Origin of the sequence: Lentzea sp. NPDC004782 (assembly GCF_040609115.1) — a bacterium.
Taxonomy (GTDB): domain Bacteria; phylum Actinomycetota; class Actinomycetes; order Mycobacteriales; family Pseudonocardiaceae; genus Lentzea.
Window position 1 is genome coordinate 1 of the sequence record NZ_JBEXJN010000103.1, and the last position, 18,778, is coordinate 18,778.

The 18,778-nt window shown below is 71.6% G+C and carries 18 protein-coding genes; 11 read left to right on the plus strand and 7 right to left on the minus strand.

All coding sequences use genetic code 11. The features are described from left to right. Positions 1–74: 74 nt before the first annotated feature. Positions 75–896, minus strand: a complete 822-nt coding sequence (locus ABZV40_RS44265; protein ID WP_355455946.1) for a glutaminyl-peptide cyclotransferase — start codon at positions 894–896, stop codon at positions 75–77. Positions 897–1,039: 143 nt separating this feature from the next. Here ABZV40_RS44265 and ABZV40_RS44270 point away from each other — a divergent pair, with 143 nt between their 5' ends. Next, positions 1,040–2,314 (plus strand): diacylglycerol kinase family protein, encoded by a 1,275-nt coding sequence (locus tag ABZV40_RS44270; protein ID WP_355455948.1) that lies wholly within the window; start codon positions 1,040–1,042, stop codon positions 2,312–2,314. Between the two features lie 36 nt (positions 2,315–2,350). Further along, the gene (locus ABZV40_RS44275) at positions 2,351–3,193 is read left to right on the plus strand and encodes a class II glutamine amidotransferase (RefSeq protein ID WP_355455950.1); all 843 of its coding nucleotides are present in this window, start codon (positions 2,351–2,353) and stop codon (positions 3,191–3,193) included. On the opposite strand, the gene ABZV40_RS44280 is transcribed toward ABZV40_RS44275, so the two are convergent. Next, a complete protein-coding gene (locus ABZV40_RS44280; protein ID WP_355455952.1) occupies positions 3,174–3,983 on the minus strand; it encodes an SDR family NAD(P)-dependent oxidoreductase in 810 nt (269 codons plus the stop codon). The genes ABZV40_RS44275 and ABZV40_RS44280 overlap by 20 nt on opposite strands. A gap of 95 nt (positions 3,984–4,078) precedes the next feature. Here ABZV40_RS44280 and ABZV40_RS44285 point away from each other — a divergent pair, with 95 nt between their 5' ends. Continuing rightward, complete coding sequence (locus tag ABZV40_RS44285; RefSeq protein WP_355455954.1) at positions 4,079–4,495, plus strand: MarR family transcriptional regulator; 417 nt, start codon at positions 4,079–4,081, stop codon at positions 4,493–4,495. On the opposite strand, the gene ABZV40_RS44290 is transcribed toward ABZV40_RS44285, so the two are convergent. Further along, positions 4,465–5,421 carry an AraC family transcriptional regulator gene (locus tag ABZV40_RS44290; RefSeq protein ID WP_355455956.1) on the minus strand — a complete coding sequence of 319 codons (957 nt, stop codon included), beginning with the start codon at positions 5,419–5,421 and terminating at the stop codon, positions 4,465–4,467. The two genes, ABZV40_RS44285 and ABZV40_RS44290, sit on opposite strands and share 31 nt — an antisense overlap. 212 nt (positions 5,422–5,633) lie before the next feature. Here ABZV40_RS44290 and fabG point away from each other — a divergent pair, with 212 nt between their 5' ends. Both fabG and ABZV40_RS44300 read left to right on the plus strand, forming a co-directional pair. After that, positions 5,634–6,338, plus strand: a complete 705-nt coding sequence (fabG, locus tag ABZV40_RS44295; RefSeq protein WP_355455958.1) for a 3-oxoacyl-ACP reductase FabG — start codon at positions 5,634–5,636, stop codon at positions 6,336–6,338. Further along, positions 6,338–6,964 (plus strand): response regulator transcription factor, encoded by a 627-nt coding sequence (locus ABZV40_RS44300; RefSeq protein ID WP_355455960.1) that lies wholly within the window; start codon positions 6,338–6,340, stop codon positions 6,962–6,964. The genes fabG and ABZV40_RS44300 overlap by 1 nt, the downstream gene beginning before the upstream one ends. 112 nt (positions 6,965–7,076) lie before the next feature. Here the strand turns inward: ABZV40_RS44300 and ABZV40_RS44305 are convergent, their stop codons facing one another. Further along, entirely contained in the window at positions 7,077–8,321 is a 1,245-nt protein-coding gene (locus tag ABZV40_RS44305) for a beta-ketoacyl-[acyl-carrier-protein] synthase family protein (RefSeq protein ID WP_355455979.1), read from the minus strand. A gap of 183 nt (positions 8,322–8,504) precedes the next feature. Here ABZV40_RS44305 and ABZV40_RS44310 point away from each other — a divergent pair, with 183 nt between their 5' ends. From ABZV40_RS44310 to ABZV40_RS44320, 3 genes are all read left to right on the plus strand, one after another. Then, positions 8,505–10,190, plus strand: a complete 1,686-nt coding sequence (locus ABZV40_RS44310; RefSeq protein WP_355455962.1) for a fatty acyl-AMP ligase — start codon at positions 8,505–8,507, stop codon at positions 10,188–10,190. After that, positions 10,187–11,938, plus strand: coding sequence for a fatty acyl-AMP ligase (locus ABZV40_RS44315; RefSeq protein ID WP_355455964.1), 1,752 nt, complete (start codon positions 10,187–10,189; stop codon positions 11,936–11,938). The genes ABZV40_RS44310 and ABZV40_RS44315 overlap by 4 nt, the downstream gene beginning before the upstream one ends. A gap of 144 nt (positions 11,939–12,082) precedes the next feature. Next, positions 12,083–13,297 (plus strand): PHB depolymerase family esterase, encoded by a 1,215-nt coding sequence (locus ABZV40_RS44320; RefSeq protein WP_355455966.1) that lies wholly within the window; start codon positions 12,083–12,085, stop codon positions 13,295–13,297. Here the strand turns inward: ABZV40_RS44320 and ABZV40_RS44325 are convergent. Beyond that, positions 13,279–13,689, minus strand: coding sequence for an SRPBCC family protein (locus ABZV40_RS44325; RefSeq protein ID WP_355455967.1), 411 nt, complete (start codon positions 13,687–13,689; stop codon positions 13,279–13,281). The two genes, ABZV40_RS44320 and ABZV40_RS44325, sit on opposite strands and share 19 nt — an antisense overlap. Next, entirely contained in the window at positions 13,686–14,879 is a 1,194-nt protein-coding gene (locus ABZV40_RS44330) for a VanZ family protein (RefSeq protein ID WP_355455969.1), read from the minus strand. Before ABZV40_RS44330 ends, ABZV40_RS44325 begins: the two co-directional genes overlap by 4 nt. Positions 14,880–15,038: 159 nt before the next feature. Here ABZV40_RS44330 and ABZV40_RS44335 point away from each other — a divergent pair, with 159 nt between their 5' ends. The 3 genes from ABZV40_RS44335 to ABZV40_RS44345 are packed head-to-tail and all read left to right on the plus strand — an operon-like array spanning position 15,039 to position 17,625. Continuing rightward, the gene (locus ABZV40_RS44335) at positions 15,039–15,866 is read left to right on the plus strand and encodes a CPBP family intramembrane glutamic endopeptidase (protein ID WP_355455971.1); all 828 of its coding nucleotides are present in this window, start codon (positions 15,039–15,041) and stop codon (positions 15,864–15,866) included. Beyond that, a complete protein-coding gene (locus tag ABZV40_RS44340; RefSeq protein WP_355455973.1) occupies positions 15,863–16,978 on the plus strand; it encodes a histidine kinase in 1,116 nt (371 codons plus the stop codon). The genes ABZV40_RS44335 and ABZV40_RS44340 overlap by 4 nt, the downstream gene beginning before the upstream one ends. After that, positions 16,975–17,625: a response regulator transcription factor gene (locus ABZV40_RS44345; protein WP_355455975.1), complete on the plus strand. Its 651-nt coding sequence runs from the start codon at positions 16,975–16,977 to the stop codon at positions 17,623–17,625. The genes ABZV40_RS44340 and ABZV40_RS44345 overlap by 4 nt, the downstream gene beginning before the upstream one ends. Positions 17,626–17,710: 85 nt before the next feature. Here the strand turns inward: ABZV40_RS44345 and ABZV40_RS44350 are convergent. Continuing rightward, on the minus strand, positions 17,711–18,778 hold a 1,068-nt coding region (locus tag ABZV40_RS44350), incomplete at its 5' end, for a hypothetical protein (protein ID WP_355455977.1).

Sequence of the window (18,778 nt, forward strand, 5' to 3'; positions counted from 1 at the left end):
CGGCGCTCCCTCCCACTACTGGTGCAGATAGGCCCGGTTCATCGAGGGCGAACGCGCCCAAGACCTGTCGCGACTCAGGGCTGCAGGCGGATCCGGTAGCGGTGGCCGTAGCGATGCCCGGTGACCCACAGCTCGTCCGCCGCACCGGCGATCCCCGTGACCACGTCGTCCACCCCGGTCGGCTGCTCGGCGACCGTGACCGCGGTGAGGTCCGCGACCGCCGTGACCACGCCGGTCGACAGGTCGACGCGGATCAGCCAGTCCGTCCCCGACACCACCGCCCACACCTGCGGATAGCCGTTGACGACCACGCAGGCCAGGTCACCGAGCCGCGCGGTGGACCACTCACGGCTGGCGACCCGCACCTCGCTGATGAGAGCGGCGGTGTCGTGGTCGCGCAGCAGCAACCGCGTCGTGCCGTCGGACTGCACCAGACGGGTGCCGTCGTCACACAGGCCCCAGGTCTCGTGGGACGCGGGCGCCCGCCTCCGCTCCGCCAACGTGACCGGATCGCGCAGGACGGTGAAAGCGGAGCTCAGGTGCCACAGCCCGGCCGGGGCGAGCGCGATGCCGCCGTCCGCCGGCGCCCCCGGCACGTTCTGCTGGGCGCGCACGCCACCGCTCACGGACAGCGCGCGGACCGTCGGGCCGGTGATCTCCACCAGGTCGTCGCCGACGAGCTCCAGGCCGCGGGCGTCGGCCCGGTCGGTGCGGACGCGGTCGAGCACCCGTGCGTGGAAGTGCCGTGACACGGACGTGGTCGTGGTGACCGGGGAGGAAACGGCGAAGTGCGGCGGAGTGGAGGCGGCGGACGCGCAGGCGGACGGCAGGAACGCCAGCAGTGCGGCGAATGCGAGCCGCCGGTTCAGCAAGCCGTTGACGCACGAGGAAGTCACGAGATCGATCGTGTCGGCCGACCGGCCGTGACCACCTCGCCCGCGGCGGATGACCTTCAGGCCGCGCTCATCCGCCGCGGAGGAGGCCGGGAGCAGGAACTGCCCGCGACTCTGGCGGCGTTTCCACACGGAGGGACGACGACATGGCTGACACGCGACGTCGATGGCTCGCCCGGTTCGCCTTTCTCACGGCAGCGGCGGCGGTCGCCCTGGTGCCGGCGGTGGCCGGGCCGCGGGCCGGCATCGGACTCGTGCTGGTCGGTGTGGCGGGGATGGCGGTCACCCTCGCAGGTGCCTGGTGGTTCCTCGTCCACCACGGCGTCGTGCGGTGGCTCGCCGGATTCCTGGTGATCTTCGCGCCGGTGGCGGTGGCCGTGGTGTACGCGCAGGCCCACCTGGTGTGGGTGGCCGGGGCCGCCGCGGTGCTGTGGATGATCGCAGTGGCCTGCGGGCGGCGTGCGCTCACCGGCGTTCATGATCCGGACGAGGTGGAGACCGCGCCCCCGCGACGGCCGTTCCTGATCATGAACCCGCGCTCGGGCGGTGGCAAGGTCGAACGGTTCGGACTGGTGGAGCGGGCGTGGTTGCTGGGTGCGCAGGTGTGCCTGCTCGACGGCACGCGGGACGTCACCGAGATCGCCCGCCAAGCCGTCCGCGAGGGTGCCGACCTGCTGGGCGTGGCCGGAGGTGACGGCACCCAGGCGCTCGTGGCGGACGTCGCGGCCGCGCACGGGGTGCCGTTCCTGGTGATCCCCGCCGGGACCCGCAACCACTTCGCCCTCGACCTCGGCCTGGACCGCGACGACCCGGTCGGCTGTCTCGACGCCCTCACCGACGGCGTCGAGGTGCGCGTCGACCTCGGCGTGATCGGCGACCGCACGTTCGTCAACAACGCGTCGTTCGGTGCCTACGCCGAGCTGGTGCGCAGCCCGGCCTACCGCGACGACAGGGTGGGCACGATGCTCGACCTGTTGCCCGGCCTGCTCACCGAAGAGCAACCGGCGCGACAGCTTCACCTCAGGGCCGGGGACGCCGAGGTGGACGGCCCGCAGGCCGTGCTGATCAGCAACAACCCGTACGGGACCGGCGACCTGGCCGGGTGGGGCCGCCGGCCGCGGCTGGACGGCGGCCGGCTGGGCGTTCTCGCCGTCACGGTCCACGACGCCGCCGAGGCCGCCGGTCTGCTGCGCGGGCGACGGGGCTCGAACGCGCTGCTCGAACGGACCGAGCCGGAGGCCGTGATCACCGCCGACGTGCCGTTGCTGCCGGTGGGTGTGGACGGCGAGGCCGTCACGGTGCCGACCCCCGTTCGCTGCACGACCCGGCCCGGGGCCTTGCGGGTGCGGGTGCCGAGGAACCGCCGGGCGCCACGACGCGGCCTGGACTGGCACGAGCTGCGCCGCCTGGCCTTCACCTGATGCGGGTGAGGCCAGTAACCACACAAGGAGGAGGACATGTGCCGATGGCTCGCGTACTCGGGTTCTCCGGTCCTGCTGGAGGATCTCCTCTACAAACCGGAGAACTCGCTCGTCACCCAGAGCAGGCACGCCCGGCTGGGCGTGGAGGCCATCAACGGCGACGGGTTCGGCGTCGGCTGGTACGCGACCGCCGCCGAAACCCCCGGCGTGTTCCTCAGCACCGAGCCGGCCTGGAACAACCGGAACCTGCGCGAGCTGTCGGCGCGGATCGCCTCGGGCCGGGTGTTCGCGCACGTCCGCGCGTCCACCGGCACCGCGGTGCAGCAGACCAACTGCCACCCGTTCCGGCACGGCCGGTGGCTGTGGATGCACAACGGGCTGATCGCGGACTTCCCGTTGGTGCGCAGGGAGCTCGCGCTGCGCGTCGACCCGTCGCTCTACCCCGAGATCGAGGGGTCGACGGACTCCGAGGTCCTCTTCTACCTGGCCCTGACGTTCGGCCTGGAGACGGACCCGCCGGCGGCCGTGGCCCGTGCGGTCGGCTGCGTCGAGGAGGCGGGAGAGAACCAGGGGATCGTGCACCCGGTCCAGATGACCGTCGCGACGACCGACGGCGAGACCACCTGGGCGTTCCGCTACTCCAGCCGGGGCCGGTCGCGAAGTCTCTTCCACAGCAGGGACATCACGACGCTGCAGGAGCAGTACCCGGACAACCCGACGCTGCACTCGCTGTCCGCCGGCACGCGGCTGGTGGTGTCGGAACCGCTGGGCGACCTGCACGGCGCGTGGCGTGAGGTGCCCGAGTCGTCCTGCGTGGCGATCAGCGGCGGGGACGAGGAGATACGCGTGTTCGAACCGCTCAGATCCAGCCGGTCGTGAGCTTCTGCACGGCGGTGCCGTCGGCGTCCGCGAGCTTGGTGGCGACGAACGCGCGAGCCCAGTCCGAGGTCTGCAGGCGGAACGGCGGCTGCTCGTCGGTGAGTGCGCTGATGATCGTCGCGGCGGCCTCGTCCGGGGTCTGCGCGCCGCTGAACGCCGTGGCGGTGCGGCTGAGGTAGCCCTGCAGCGACGCGCCGTACGGGCCGGCCGCCTCGATCGCGGACTCGCGGTCGACGCCGACGTTGGCGACGAACTCGCTGGCCACGGCGCCCGGCTCGACGACGGTCACGGTCACGCCCTGCTGCGCGGCCACCGGGGCGAGCGACTCCATCATGCCCTCGACGGCGAACTTCGCGGCGCAGTACGCCTCGTTGAACGGCTGGCCGACGACACCGCCGACGCTGCTGACCGTGACGACCCTTCCCCCGGCGGCGCGCAGGTGCGGCATCGCTGCCTTGGTCATCGCGACCACGCCGAAGTAGTTGACCTCCATGACCTTGCGGTAGTTCTCGACCGAGTCGGTCTCGACGGTGCCGATGTGCCCGGCGCCCGCGTTGTTGACCAGCGCGTCGAGCCGGCCGTGGTCGCGCACGACGCTCTCGACGACCGACGTCACCGACTCGGGGTCGGTCACGTCGAGCCGCCGGACGTCCACGCCCTCGAGCCGATCGTCGGCGCGGGAGGTGTCGCGCATCGTCGCCACCACGCGGTAACCGGCCTGCTGGGCCTGGATCGCGGCGGCGAGGCCGATGCCGGAGGACGTGCCGGTGATCAGGACGACGGGAGACATGCTGCTCCTTGGTTCAGGGGGTGGATAGTTATTGACATGAACTAGTTTGTCAGACGATGGTTCATGTAGTCAACTATTTCCGGTAGGCTGGTCGCATGGACGCGCTCACAACCGAGGTGATCGGGCTCATCGCGCGGATCGTCCAGCGCTACACCAAGGAGTACGAGCAGGCCGCCTCGTCGCTGGAGCTGACGTCGATCCAGGCGAAGGTGCTGGTCGCGCTGGACGAACCGAAGCCGATGCACCGGATCGCCGAGAAGCTGGGCTCGGAGCGGTCGAACGTGACCGGGATCATCGACCGGCTGGAGGCGCGCGGGCTCGTCGAGCGCCGGCCGGGGGAGACCGACCGGCGCGTCAAGTACATCGTGCGCACCGAACTGGGCGAGGAGCTGACGGTGAAGTTCCAGCGGCAGCTGAGGTTCGCCGCCGACCCGCTGGCCAGTTTCGGCACCGCGGACAAGAAGCGGCTGCGCGACCTGCTTCAGCGCATGCTCGGCGAAGACCTCGCGTAGGCGGACGGGGTGGTGCCCGTCCACCGGCGGAACGCGCGGATGAACGCGCCCGCGTCCGCGTAGCCGAGCCGCAGCGCGACCTGCTCGACGGTCAGCTGGTGCAGCGTGATGAGCTCGATCGCCGCGGCCCGCCTGGCCTCGTCGACGAGGTGCCGCAACGACGTTCCCTCGTCGGCGAGATGGCGGCGCAGCGTCCGGGTCGACAGGTGCAGGCGCGCGGCGATCTCGCCGGCGTCGGTCACGCCCTCCGCGATGATCTTCCGGACGTTCTGCGCGACGCACGGGGAGCAGCGTTCGAGCAGCAGCGAGCGGCACGCGCGTTCGCAGGCCGTCATGGTGAGCGGATCTGCTTGCGGCAGAGGGAGGTCCAGCACGGCGGCGTCGGTGACGATCGCGTTGTGCGGCGCGCCGAACCTCACCGGTGCGCCGAGCGCGCGTCCGAAGTCGACGGACGTGGGATCGCAGCGGAGCTCCACGCGCATCGACGGCGGCGGCCGGTCCAGGATGGTGCGCAGCATGCCCGCCGTGACGGCGATTTCCCGTTCGACGAGAAAGGGCCGCAACCCCGCCTGGTCCTGTCCGTCCTCCACCACCAGCTGGGCCTCGTCGCCGCGCATCCGCAGGCTCAGGCCGGTCACCGCGTAGGTGAGCGGCAGGTAGCGCAACCCGAACTCGACGGCGGCCCGCACGGTCGGGCAGGTCAGCAGCGCGAAACCCCAGACCCCGTAGGCGCGCAACGAAAGCCGTTCGCCGACCGCGAGGCCGACACCGGGCGCGTGCCCGGTCGCACGGACGAGGTTCGCCGCCACGGCCAGCTCCTGCGTGCCGTGCACCACCGCGTCCCCGGTCAGCATCTCGGGTGTGATCCCGGTGTCCCGCAAGCACTTCCGCGGGTCGACGCCGTGCTCGGCGCCCACCTCCACCATGGCGCGCACTCCGGCTGTGCCGCGGCGGAACCGGACCGGTTGGCCGAAAAGGTCAACACGTCGGCCGCGATGGCCATCAGGCGACACCGTTGATCTCCCTAACGTCGAACCAGGTTGAGGGCGCCGGTGCCCGAAGCCGTTCCCACGATAGGGGCGGCCGGGTGACCGACTGGCGGCATCACCCGGACGCCGATGATCCAAAAGGAGCACCTATGACCCGCACGGTTCTGGTGACAGGCGGCAACCGGGGCATCGGCAGGTCCATCGCCGAGGCGTTCCTCGGCGACGGCCTGAACGTGGCGGTGACGCACCGCGGCGGTGACTGCCCGGACGGCGCGTTCGGCGTGAAGTGCGACGTGAGGGACCGCGAGCAGGTCGACGCGGCGTTCACCTCGGTGGAGGCGGAGCTGGGCCCGGTGGACGTGCTCGTGGCCAACGCCGGGGTCACCGACAGCACGCTCATCACTCGCATGACCGAGGACACGTTCACCTCGGTCGTGGACACGAATCTCACCGGCGCGTGGCGGTGCGCCCGTCGTGCCGCCGCCCCGATGGCGCGCGCCCGGCACGGCCGGATGATCTTCATGTCGTCGGTGGTCGGCATGTACGGCAGCGCGGGCCTGACCAACTACGCGGCCAGCAAGGCGGGCCTGATCGGGCTCGCCCGCTCGCTGGCCCGCGAGCTGGGCAGCCGCGGCGTCACGGCGAACGTCGTCGCGCCCGGCTACGTCAACACCGACATGACCGCGACCCTGCCCGAGCAGTACGGCAAGCAGTACCGCGACGCGATCCCGTTGCGCCGCTTCGCCGAACCGGACGAGGTGGCCGCCACGGTGCTGTGGCTCGCCAGCGACGCCGCCCGGTACGTGACCGGTGCGGTGATCCCGGTCGACGGCGGGCTCGGGATGGGGCACTGATGTCGTCCGTCCTGCTGATCGACGACGAGGTCCTGGTCCGCAGAGGGTTCCGGCACGCGCTGGAGGAAGCGGGCGACCTCGTGGTGGTGGGAGAGGCCTCCGGGGTCGCCGAGGGACTGCGGCTCGCCCAGCGCCACCGGCCGCGGGTGGTGATCACCGCGGACGTCACGGAGCTGGTGCGGCTGCGGGCCTGTGCCCGTGGCGTCATCGCGCTGGCGGGAGAGGGGAGTGACGCGCAGCTGCACCAGGTGCTGACCGATGGCGCCCGCGGGTTCCTGTTGAAGCGGGCCAGCCACGAGGAGCTGCTGGCCGCGGTCCGGGCGGTGGCGCGGGGCCACGCGTACCTCTGCGCCGAGGTGACCGGACGGCTGCTCGACCGGTTCGAGATCCTGCCCCCGCCCGAGGAGGTCGACCGCGGGCTGGGGCTGCTGAGCGAGCGCGAACGGCAGGTGCTCGCGCGCATGGCGCGGGGGCGCAGCAACGACGAGATCGCGCGCGAGCTCTACCTCACTTGTGCAACGGTCAAGTCCCACGTGTCGCACATCCTGGCGAAACTGGGCCAGCCCAACCGGATGCACGCCGCGCTGTTCGCTCAGCGGCTGGGCCTGCTCACCCGCACGGGCTAGCGGCAGGGCATCGCCTGAGGTCGATGAAGGGCGCCTTCATCGACCTCAGGTGGAGGAAGGAACCCTTCATCGCCAACGGCGACCGGTCCGAGCCGCACCGGCGGTTCGGCATTCAGCCGGAGCGGGTGAACGCGAGCACCACGTTGTGGCCCCCGAACCCGAAGGAGTTGGAGATCGCCGCCCCGATCCGCGCGTGCCGCGGCCGGTCCGCGACGATCTCCAGCTTCACGTCGGAGTCCTGGTCGTCGAGGTTGCGCGTCGGCGGCACCACACCGTCCCGGACGGCGAGCACGGTGAAGATCGCCTCGACCGCGCCCGCGCCGCCGATCAGGTGACCGGTCACCGACTTCGTCGCGGTGACCAGCGGGTGCGGGCCCAGGGCTTCCAGGACGGCGGCCGCCTCGACGCGGTCGCCGACCTGGGTGCCCGGTGCGTGCGCGTTGACGTGCGTGACGTCGTACGGGCTCAGGCCCGCGGAGCGCAGCGCGTGCCGGATGGCGCGGATCTGGCCGTCCGGTGACGGGGCGGTCATGTCGTGCGCGTCGGACGTCATGCCGATGCCGGCGAGCTTCGCGGCGATCTTGGCCCCTCGGGCGCGGGCGAACGGGCCGCGTTCCAGCACGAGCGCGCCCGCGCCTTCCGCCATGACGAAGCCGTCGCGGGCCGCGTCGAACGGCCGGGACGCGCTTTCGGGGTCGGAATGCTTGCGGGACAACGCTCCCATCCGCGCGAACGCCGCGATCGACAGCCTGCCCAGGCACGCCTCGGTGCCGCCCGCGACGACGATGTCCGCGAGCCCCCGGCGCAGCAGCGCGGCACCGAGCGCGATCGCCTCCGCTCCGGACGCGCACGCGCTCGTCGGTGCGTGCGCTCCTCCTCGCGCGCCGAGGTCCATGCTCACGGCGGCGGCGGGGCCGTTGGGCATGAGCATCGTGACGGTGAACGGCGAGACGCGGTCCGGGCCGAGCTCCTGGCAGCGTTCGTACTGCTCGACCAGCGTGCCGCCGCCACCCAGCCCGGTTCCGAACACCACCGCCAGCCGTTCGGACTCCACCTCGGGTGCGCCCGCGTCCGCCCAAGCCTGCCGGGCCGCGACGACGGCGAGCTGCTGGCAGCGGTCCATTCGGCGGCGGGCCACGCGGTCCAGGTACGGGCCGGGGTCCTCGTGCACCGGCGCGCCGATCCGCACCGGCAGATCGGCCGCCCACGGCGTGTCGAGCACGCGGGCGCCGGAACGGCCGGCGAGCAGTCCGTCCCAAGTGGACTGGACGTCCCCGCCCTGGGGAGTCGACATGCCGAGTCCGGTCACGACGATCTCCTCCTCTCCACCCGGCAGCGGGGGCAGCGACGGGTGCATCAGGGAGAAGTCGAGGAAGGTGCTCTCGTAAGACATGCATCGAGGAGACCACCACGACCGCCGCCGCGGCAGCGGTCGCGCGACGGATCCCGGACTCCGTCGCGCGACCGATCACAACGGCGCCGGATCTCCGTAACGTCCGCCCCGCAAGGGAAATCGGCGATGAGCGGGAGTTGATGCGCGGTGTCAGCTGAAGTGGCGGCCGACGTGGCCAACCTGGCGGACCTGTGCCGCAGGCAGGTGGCGCTGAGAGGCGAGGAACGCGCGTTCGTGTTCCTGGAGAGCGGTGTGGTGGAGTCGGCCACCATCACCTACGCGGAGCTCGACCGCAGGGCACGCGCGATCGCCGTGCGGCTGCGGGAACTGGCGCTGCCGGGATCACGCGCGCTGCTGTGCCATCCACCGGGAATCGAGTTCGTGGCGGCGTTTCTCGGGTGCCTGTACGCGGGGATCATCGCCGTGCCGGCCCCTTCGGTCCGGCGGGCCACCGGCGATGCGCGGCACAGCCGGTTGATCGCCATCGCCGACGACTGCCGGCCCGCGCTGGTTCTGTCTACAAAGGACACGATCGTCTCCGTGCACGCCATCCTCGGCGACCGGCCGGTCACCCCGCTCGCCACGGACGAGGTCGTCGACGGCGACGGCGAGTTCCAGGGCGTGCACGAGTCGAACGAGGTCGCGTACCTGCAGTACACCTCCGGCACGACGGGCAGGCCGAAGGGCGTCGTGCTGACGCACGCGGGCGTGCTGCACAACCTCGCGCTGATCGTGCGCGGCGGCTCGCGGCCGGACGAGGACTTCGGGCGGGTCGCGCCGACCGTGTCGTGGCTGCCGGTGTTCCACGACATGGGGCTGATCGGCGGTGTGCTGCAACCGCTCTACCTCGGCCAGCTGTCCGTGCTGATGTCCGCGCAGTCCTTCGCGCGGGTGCCCGCCAACTGGTTGCGCGCGATCTCCCGGTACGGCGCGGAGATCGCCGCCGCGCCCAGCCTCGGCTACGAGCTGTGCCTGCGCCGCGTCAGCGACGACCAGCGCGACGGCCTGGACCTCAGCCGCTGGCGCATCGCGGCGATCAGCGACGAACCGCTGCGCGCGGCCACGATCGACCGGTTCGCGGCGCGGTTCGCCCCGTGCGGGTTCCGCCGGGAGGCGTTCTTCCCCAGCTACGGCATGGCGGAGTCGACCGTGCTGGTCAGCGGCGGCCCGCTGGAGGGCCAGCCGATCGTGCGGCCGTTCGACACCAACGCGCTGGAACGCGGGCGGGTCGCACGGGCGACGAGCGGTGCCGGCGCGCGCAGCCTGGTCGGCTGCGGCGAACCGGATCCGTCGCTGGAAGTGGTCATCGTGGATCCGGAAACCCGTGAGCCCGTCGGAGATGACGAGGTCGGCGAGATCCTGGTGTCCGGGCCCAGCATCGGTGCGGGCTACTGGGCCGACCCGGTCGGCACCGAACGCACGTTCGGCGCTCAGGTCGCGGGCCGGAAGTTCCTGCGCACCGGGAACCTGGGCTTCCTGTTCGAGGGCCAGCTCTTCGTCACCTGCCGGATCCCGGACCTGCTCGACGTCGACGGCCGCCAGCTCTACCCGTACGACGTCGAGGCGACCGCGGTGGGCAGCCACCCGTCGCTGCGCGCGGCGTGCGCGGTGATGGACGGCGAGGACGTGGTGGTGCTCGCCGAGGTCGAACACCGGTACCGCGCCACGCCGCGCGACGAGATCCGCAACGCCGTCGCGGCCGCGGTGCAGGCCGAACACGGGATCGTGCCGGGCCGGGTCGTGCTGCTCTCGCCCGGCACGCTGCCGCTCACCACGAGCGGGAAGCTGCGCAGGGCCGCGTGCCGGACGCTGATGTTGGGAGACAAGGGATGAACCTCCGCGACGGAGTGCGGCTGCCGAAGGGTGTCGCCGGCGGCAGGCGCAAGTTCACCACGCTGGTCGAGCTGTGCCAGGCCCGTGCCGCGGCCGAACCGGACATGCGCGCGTACACCTTCTACGCCGACGGGCGCACCGAGTGGGACGCCCTGACGCTGGCCGACCTCGACCGCCGGGCGCGGGCACTGGCGGTGCACCTCACGGCGCTCGCGCAACCCGGCACCCGCGCGTTGCTGTGCTTCGAACCCGGTCTGGACTTCCACATCGCGTTCCTCGGCTGCCTCTACGCGGGTCTGATCGCCGTGCCGGTCGCACCGCTCGACGGCACCCGCACCAGCGTGAAGGTGAGCCGCATCGAGTCGATCGTCGCGAGCTGCCACCCGGACCTGCTGCTCTCCACCGGTCTCACGTTCGCCAAATGCCTGCCGGTGATCGAGGAGTCACTCCCGAACCTGGTGCGTCTCGCCGTGGACGAGGTCGAGCCGGCGCTGGCCGACCGGTGGGCGCCGCCGTCCATCGGCATCAACACGCCCGCGTACCTGCAGTACTCCTCGGGATCCACGGGTGAACCCAAGGGGGTGACGCTGACCCACGGCAACGTGCTGCACAACCTCGCGTTGATCCACGACAACCTGTACCGCCCGTCCGACGAGGAGGGCCTGCCGCGTCCGACGAGCGTGTCGTGGTTGCCGTCGCACTACAACATGGGCCTGATCGGCGGTGTGCTGGATCCGTTGTACGCGGGCAGGTCCGCGTTGCTGTTCCCGGCCGGGGTCTTCGTGCGCAGCCCGATCAGCTGGCTGCGGCTGATCTCGCAGGTCGGCCGGGCGGACAGCTGCGCACCGAACTTCGCGCTCGACCTGTGCGTGCGGCGCATCGCCGAGGCCCAGCTCGCGGGCCTCGACCTGAGCGGCTGGGAGATGGCGCTGATCGGCGGTGAACCGGTCAGGGCGCAGACCCTCGACCGGTTCTGCGAGGTGTTCGCGCCCGCCGGGTTCCGGCGCGGCACGCTCGTGCCCGGTTACGGCCTCGCGGAGTCGACCGTGATGGTCACCAGCGCTGTGGTGGGGGAGGGCCCGGTGACGTTGCGCTGCGACGCCGAGGCGCTCACGAAGGGCCGCGCCCGCCCGATCGACCCGCCCGGAGGCAGGCAGCTGGTGAGCTGCGGCCCCGTTCCGCCGTCGATCACCGTCGTGGTGGCCGACGAGGTGACGCTGCAGGAGTGCGCGGAAGGTGAGGTGGGCGAGATCTTCGTGCAGGGACCGAGCGTCGGCACCGGCTACTGGAACCGGCCCGACCAGGTGTTCCACGCCGAGCTGCCGGGCAGGCGCGGCGCGTTCCTGCGCACCGGCGACACCGGGTTCCGCTGGGACGGCGAGCTGTTCGTCACCGGCAGGGCCAAAGAGGTGATCATCGTGGCCGGCGCGAACCACCACCCGCACGACCTGGAGGCCACCGCGGAGACCGCGCATCCGGCCGTGACCGGGTGTTGCGTGCTCGGAATCGAGGACGGGCAACGGGAACTGGTCGTCGTGCTGGCCGAGGCGGCCGGCGAGGCCGACCCCGAGGAGGTCGCGATGGCGGTGCGCCGCACCGTCCACACCGGACACGGAGTGCGGGTGGACGACGTGGTGCTGCTCGCACCGGGCACGCTGCCGCGCAGCACCAGCGGGAAGCTGCTGCGGGGAGCGTGCCGGGACGCGTACGGCGCGGGCAAGCTCCGGCGCCAGATGCCGCGGGCGTGAGATGCCGCGGGCACCCGGCAGGGCTGTCAATGGGGCAGTCCGACGTCAGCAGAGCGTCGGTGGTGGTGGCCGCACACGTGGTGCGGTCCCGTGATCGACTCTTAACCTCGGTGCCGTCCTGCCTGCAACGACGGAGGCGAGCACATGCGGTTGAGCAACGCGTTCCTGGCACTCGCCGCGGCCACCGGCCTGGCCGCGGCGTCCCTGTCGATGTCGAGCGCGGCGGTTCCGCCGCCGCAGCCCGGCACGCTCGGCAAGTACGACATCACCGGCACCTACGTGAGCGGGGTGTCGTCCGGCGGCTACCTGGCCAACCAGCTCCACGTCGCGTATTCCAGCGTCTTCCAGGGCGCGGGCATCTTCTCCGCCGGTGCCTACGACTGCGCCCAGAACAACGTCAACACCGCCCTGTACGCGTGCATGGACACCTTCCAGGCGCGCAAGACACCGTCCGAACTGGAGCAGCTGACCCGCACCCGCGCGGCGGCGGGCACGGTCGACCCGCCGCAGAACCTGTCCGGTGATCCGGTGTGGCTGTTCCACGGCACCGCCGACCAGACCGTCGACCGGGCGGTGAACGACGACCTCGCGACTTACTACCGCGACTTCGGTGCGCGCGTGGTCTACAACAACACCAGCGCGGCCGGGCACGCGTGGGTCAGCCCGATCGGCCCGAACAGCTGCGGCGCCACTTCTTCGCCGTACATCAACAACTGCGGGACGGCCGACCCGGTGAAGGAGATGCTCGGGCACCTGTTCGGTCAGGTGAACCCGGCCGCGTCCGCGGTGTCGGGCAAACTCGTCCAGTTCGACCAGGGCCAGTACGTGCCCGGCGGGAACCCGGCGGCGGTCAGCATGGGGCGCGAGGGTTTCGCTTACGTGCCAAGGGCGTGCGACACCGGGCCGTGCAGGCTGATGGTGACGCTGCACGGGTGCTACCAGTACTACGGCCTGGTCGGGAACGCGTTGCTGGACAAGAGCTATCTCAACGAATACGCCGACACCAACAACATGATCGTGCTCTACCCGCAGGCCACCACGATGACGGGCAACCCGCGCGGCTGCTGGGACTGGTGGGGCTACCAGTCCGCCCAGTACCCGCTCAAGTCCGGCCCGCAGATGACCGCCATCGTGAACATGGTCAAGGCGCTGAGCACCGGACAGCCGACCACCACCACCACGCAGCCGGTCCCCGACTGCGTGACCGCGAGCAACTACGCCCACACCACCGCCGGTCGCGCCTACGCCTCGCTCGGGCAGACCTATGCGCTGGGCTCGAACCAGCCGCTCGGCCTGTGGAACACGTTCACCACCAGCAGCATCCGGCAGACCTCACCGAACTACTGGGTGAAGTGCTGATCGTCGGCGGTCGCGGTCCGGGTGAGCGCGGCGACGGTCTCCTCCAGCCCCCGCTGCACCTCGTCGCCCTGCGCCTCCCGCACGCTGTGCAGGCTCACCGTGATGCGCGACCGGTCCGGCGCCAGCTCCTCGATCTGCAGCTCGCCGTGGTAGTCGTCCGGGCCCTCGGCACCCCATTCCAGCCGGCGGCGCCGCGGGTCCTGCCGCACCCACGCCTCGCCGTCGACGTGGTGGCCGTGCACCTCGGCCTCCACGTGCACCTGCTCGCCGCCCTCCGGCTCGGCGGCGGTCATCTGCGGGAAGTAGCGGGGGAGGTTCCTGGGCTCGGCCAGGAAACCGAACAGCGTGTCGGCCGCGATGTCGGCCTCGGCCGTGTGCGTGTAGGTCGTCATGGCACGCGGGGTACCCGGTCACCGGCCGCGGCGAACTGCAGGACGTCGCGCGTGCGGGCCGCGCGTTCGTGCCACCCGCGCTGGTCACGCCGGAACACCGGGTCGACGAACGCCCCGAGCGCGAAGAACGCCACGACGACCAGGTCCAGCCGGCCGAGGTCGACCAGCGGCGACACGACGGTCGCGTAGGTCAGCAGACCGGACGCGCCGAGCAGTTCGCGCAACGCCAGCTGCACCGGGTTGGCGCGGGACCCGTCCTCGGCGCGGATCCGGTGGCGCATCAGCCATCCGCCGATCGTCCACCCACCCGTTGCGGCCGGCAGCACGACCCGCAACGCCACCAGCACGGCTACCGCCCAGCGCGGATCCGGATGCAGCACCAGCTTCGTGAGCGACAGCACCAGCACGAGCTCGGCGGCCAGCCCGAGCAGCCGGCGCGGCACCGTCACGGTCCCGTCCGGCGCGGTCGCGTCGTCGGACGGCGGCACCCTGGGCACCACCAGCGCGGCGGGCGCCAGCATCCAACCCACCAAGGCGCCGACGGTGTTCGAGATCAGGTCGTCGACGTCGGCGATGCGGTACGGGCACGGGTAGAAGCCGAGATTTCCGGTGTACTGCACGACTTCGACGGCCAGCGACAGGCCCAGCCCGATGGCGATCACGGCGAGCGGCCCCTTGCCGTACGCCTTGCGCAGCACCACGCCGAGCGGGACGAACAACGCGACGTTGAACAACTGCTGCAGGAACACCTGCGACCGCACCATCGCGGCGATGCCGTAACGCCCGTTCGCCGCGAGGTTGTTGTTCATGTCGGTCACCCACTGGAACGGGACCGTGGACAGCATCTGCTCGCCCTGGCACGTCCGCGCCGGGTCGTCGGGGAACGGCAGGAAGATCAGCGCCAGCGCGACGAGCCCGTAGGCCAGCAGCCCGTACAGCACGAACGCGCGGCGCGGCTCCACGCGGCCGAACCGGAGGTAGTGCAACAACACCAGCGGGATGAGCACCAACAACCCGATGCCCACGAACGCCAGGAATCCGGTCCGCGCGGAGTCCCAGTACGACGCCATCATGAGCGGTCCAGTGCCCGCTGGCGTCCCCTCGTCAAACCAGGTCTGACGAAGATCCGTCGGACGGACCAGGCGGATACCTCCGGTCAGCACCTGCTGCTCGATGAAGGGCGCCTTCATCCACGTGAGGTGGATGAAGGCGCCCTTCATCCACGTCGAGAGACGGCCTTGGGAGCCGAGTGTCCCCGAGCGAGCTACGCGCGGATGTCCACCGCGCGGTGACGATTTCGCGCCGCGGAATCCCTAGCGTTCGGCGCAACGTCTCACGGAGGAATGATCATGCGCCTGTTGTGGCAGTTCGGAGCGGTCGCGCTGGTGGCTTTCGCCGGTAGTGCGCTCGTCGGCCTGATGCAGTGGAACGCCCCGCTCACCCTGGTGGCCGGTCTGGCGGTGGCCGCGGCGTTGCTGTACGTGTACGCGTGGGTGGTGCGGCGGACCGAACGGCGGGAACCGGCCGAAGTCGCCGTGCGGGGAGCGGGCGGCGCGTTCGGCCGAGGGCTGCTGGTCGGTGGCGGGATGTTCGCCGCCGTCATCGCGACCATCGCGCTCTTCGGCGGGTACGAGGTTCGTGGCTGGGGTTCCGCGGCAGGAGCGGTGGCGCTGCTCGGTTTCACGGCCGCCGCCGTGGTCGCGGAGGAGCTGATGTTCCGCGGTGTCCTGTTCCGCCTGGCCGAACGCCGGCTCGGCACGTGGGCGTCGCTCGGGCTGACCGGCCTGTTGTTCGGCGCGGCGCACCTGTTCAACCCGCACGCCACGGTGTGGAGCGCTCTCGCCATCGCGATCGCGGGTGGGTTCATGCTCGCCGCCGCCTACGCCGCCACCCGCAACCTGTGGGTGCCGATCGGCGTGCACTTCGGCTGGAACTTCGTGCAGGGCGGGGTTTTCGGCGCCAGCGTCTCCGGCACGGACGCTCCCCGCGGGGTGCTGGACGGCGTGACGTCCGGGCCGCTGCTGATCGGCGGCGGCGAGTTCGGCCCGGAGGCGAGCGTGTTCTCGGTGCTGGCGGGCGTGGTGGTGACGGTCGCGTTCCTGCGGCTGGCTCGGCGGCGCGGCACGATCGTGCCCTTCCACCGCCGTTCCACCTCCACGACTACGCTCATCGCGTGATCCGGCAGATCGCGGACCTGTGGCGACGATCGGACGTCGTGGTCCGGGACGTCCCCATCGCGCTCGCACTGGCACTGGCCTCGTTCGTGCCCGCGTTGCAGCACCGCGGCACGCAGCTGGGCGACCTGCCGAGCCGCCCGATGGACGCGCTGGCCGCGGCCGTGATCGCACTCGAATGCCTGCCGCTGATCGTGCGCCGGCGGTGGCCGCTCGTCAGTCTCGTCCTGGTGTCCGCCGGGTTCGCGGCCGACCAGCTCCTCGGCTACCACGCGGTCGCGGGCACCGCGCTGCCCATCGCGCTGCTGAGCACGGGCCTGCACCTCGGCCAGCACCGCCGCACCACGGCGGTGCTGGCCTCCGCCGCCTACGTGCCGCTGGCCGTCGTGCTCGACCGGCAGGGCTCGGGCGAGGGCGTGGCCGGGTTCGTGACGTTCTACCTGGCGCTGGCCGCCGCGTGGGTGATCGGGGCGTGGCTGCGGCTGTCCAGGGCCGCCGAGGAGGAGCGGCGCCGGCACGTGGCCGAGGCGACGCGTCTCGCGGAACGCACCCGCATCGCGCGTGAGCTGCACGACGTCGTCACCCACCACGTGACGGCGATGGTGGTGCAGGCGGAGGCGGCGCGATACCTGACGTCCGCGCCCGACCGTCTCGACCGGACGCTGACCGCGATCACCGACACCGGCCGCAGGTCCATCGCGGACCTGCGGCACCTGCTGGACCTGCTGAACCCCGACCACGGCGCCGAGCCGATCGGCGACCTGGCCGCGTTGGTCGAGCAGACCAGGCAGGCCGGGCAACCCGTCGAGTTCGCCGAGGAGGGCGCATCGGTGCCGGGCAGCGCGAAGGTGGTGGCGTACCGGGTGGTGCAGGAGGCGTTGACGAACGCCCTCAAACACGCGCACGGCAGACTGACGACCGTGCACGTCCGGAACGGAGAAGGCGAGATCGTGGTGGAGGTCGCGACCGACGGCACGGGCCCGACCGCCGCCTCACCGGGTGGCAGCGGCCGAGGACTCCGCGGTCTGCGCGAGCGGGTCACCCTGCTCGGCGGTGAGTTCCACGCGGGCGGACAGGACGGTGGTTTCGTGGTGCGGGCGAGGATTCCGTCGTGACGACGAGGGTGCTGGTCTGCGACGACCAGGCGCTGATCCGCACCGGGTTCGCGACGATCATCGACGCGCAGCCGGACCTCGAAGTGGTCGGCGAGTGCGGCGACGGGCGGGCCGCGGTCGACCTGGCCGCGCGGCTGCGGCCGGACGTGGTGGTGATGGACGTCCGGATGCCGGTGCTCGACGGCATCGAGGCCACCCGGCTGCTGGCGGGCGCCGGCGTCGCGAGTCCCGCCAAGGTGCTCGTGGTGACGACGTTCAACCTCGACGAGTACGTGTACGAGGCGTTGCGCGCGGGCGCGAGCGGGTTCCTGCTGAAGGACGCGCCGCCCGCCCAGTTGCTGCACGGCATCCGCACGGTCGCGGCCGGCGCGGCACTGCTCGCGCCCGAGGTGACCCGGCAGCTCGTCGGCCGCTACGCCGAACGCATCCGGCCCGCGGGCGCACCCGAGGGCGTGCCGCTGACCGCGCGGGAGCTGGAGGTGCTGCGCCTCATCGCGGAAGGCCTGTCCAACAGCGAGATCGCGGGTGTGCTGGTGCTCAGCCACGAGACGGTCAAGACGTACGTGTCGCGCATCCTCACCAAACTGGACCTGCGGGACCGCGTCCAGGCGGTCGTCTACGCCTTCCGGCACGGTCTGGTGGCCTGAGAGCCCGCTTCAGTCCATTGAGGACGAACGCACTGCGGGCCTCTCTCCTGTTGGAGGGAGGCCCGCGGCGTGGGGGTGGTGGGGGTTAGTTGGTGGGGGCGATGGGGGTGGTGTCGATGGCGTCCCAGGTGCTCCAGCCGGGGGTGTTGTCGGCGAGGTAGGTGTGGGTGAGGTGGGCGTTGGTGTCGCGGGCGAAGACCTCGGTGACGTTGCCGGTGGGCTTGTAGACCACCGACGGGGTGCCGGTGATGGTGGTGGTGCCGCCGATGGCGTCCCAGGTGCTCCAGCCGGGGGTGTTGTCGGCGAGGTAGGTGTGGGTGAGGTGGTTGGTGCTGTCGCGGCCGAAGACCTCGGTGACGTTGCCGGTGGGCTTGTAGACCGCGACGGGGTCGGAGGCCAGGGTGACGGCGGGCATGGGCAGCAGGTCGCTCCAGCCGGGGGTGTTGTCGGCGATGTAGGAGTGCACGGCCGCGCCGCTGCTGGTGCGGGCGAAGGCTTCGGTGACGTTGCCGGTGGGCTTGTAGATGACCGACGGGGTGCCGGTGATGGTGGTGGTGCCGATGGCGGCCCAGCTGCTCCAGCCGTTCATGCCGTCACCGAGGTAGGTGTGGATGAGGTGGTTGGTGCTGTCGCGGCCGAAGACCTCGGTGACGTTGCCGGTGGGCTTGTAGACCGCGACGGGGTCGGAGGCCAGGGTGACGGCGGGCATGGGCAGCAGGTCGCTCCAGCCGCCGGAGTCGTCGGCGATGTAGGAGTGCACGGCCGCGCCGGCGCTGGTGCGGGCGAAGACCTCGGTGACGTTGCCGGTGGGCTTGTACACCACGGCCGGGGTGCCGGTGATGGTGGTGGTGCCGATCACCGCCCACGGTGACCACGACGACATGCCGTCACCGAAGTAGGTGTGGATCAACCGGTTGGCGGTGTCACGGGCGAAGACCTCGGTCACGTTGCCCGCTGTCTTGTGGATCGCGACCGGGTCCGAGGCCAGCTGCTGGTCACCGTGCGGCAGCCACTGCGACCAGCCACTCATCCCGTCGGACAGATACGTGTGGATCAGCTTGTTGTCCGTGCCCCGCGCGAACGCCTGCGTGGTGTTCCCCACCGAATGCCACGTCGTCCGCCCACCCGCAACACCCACCCCAGCAGGGGGCAG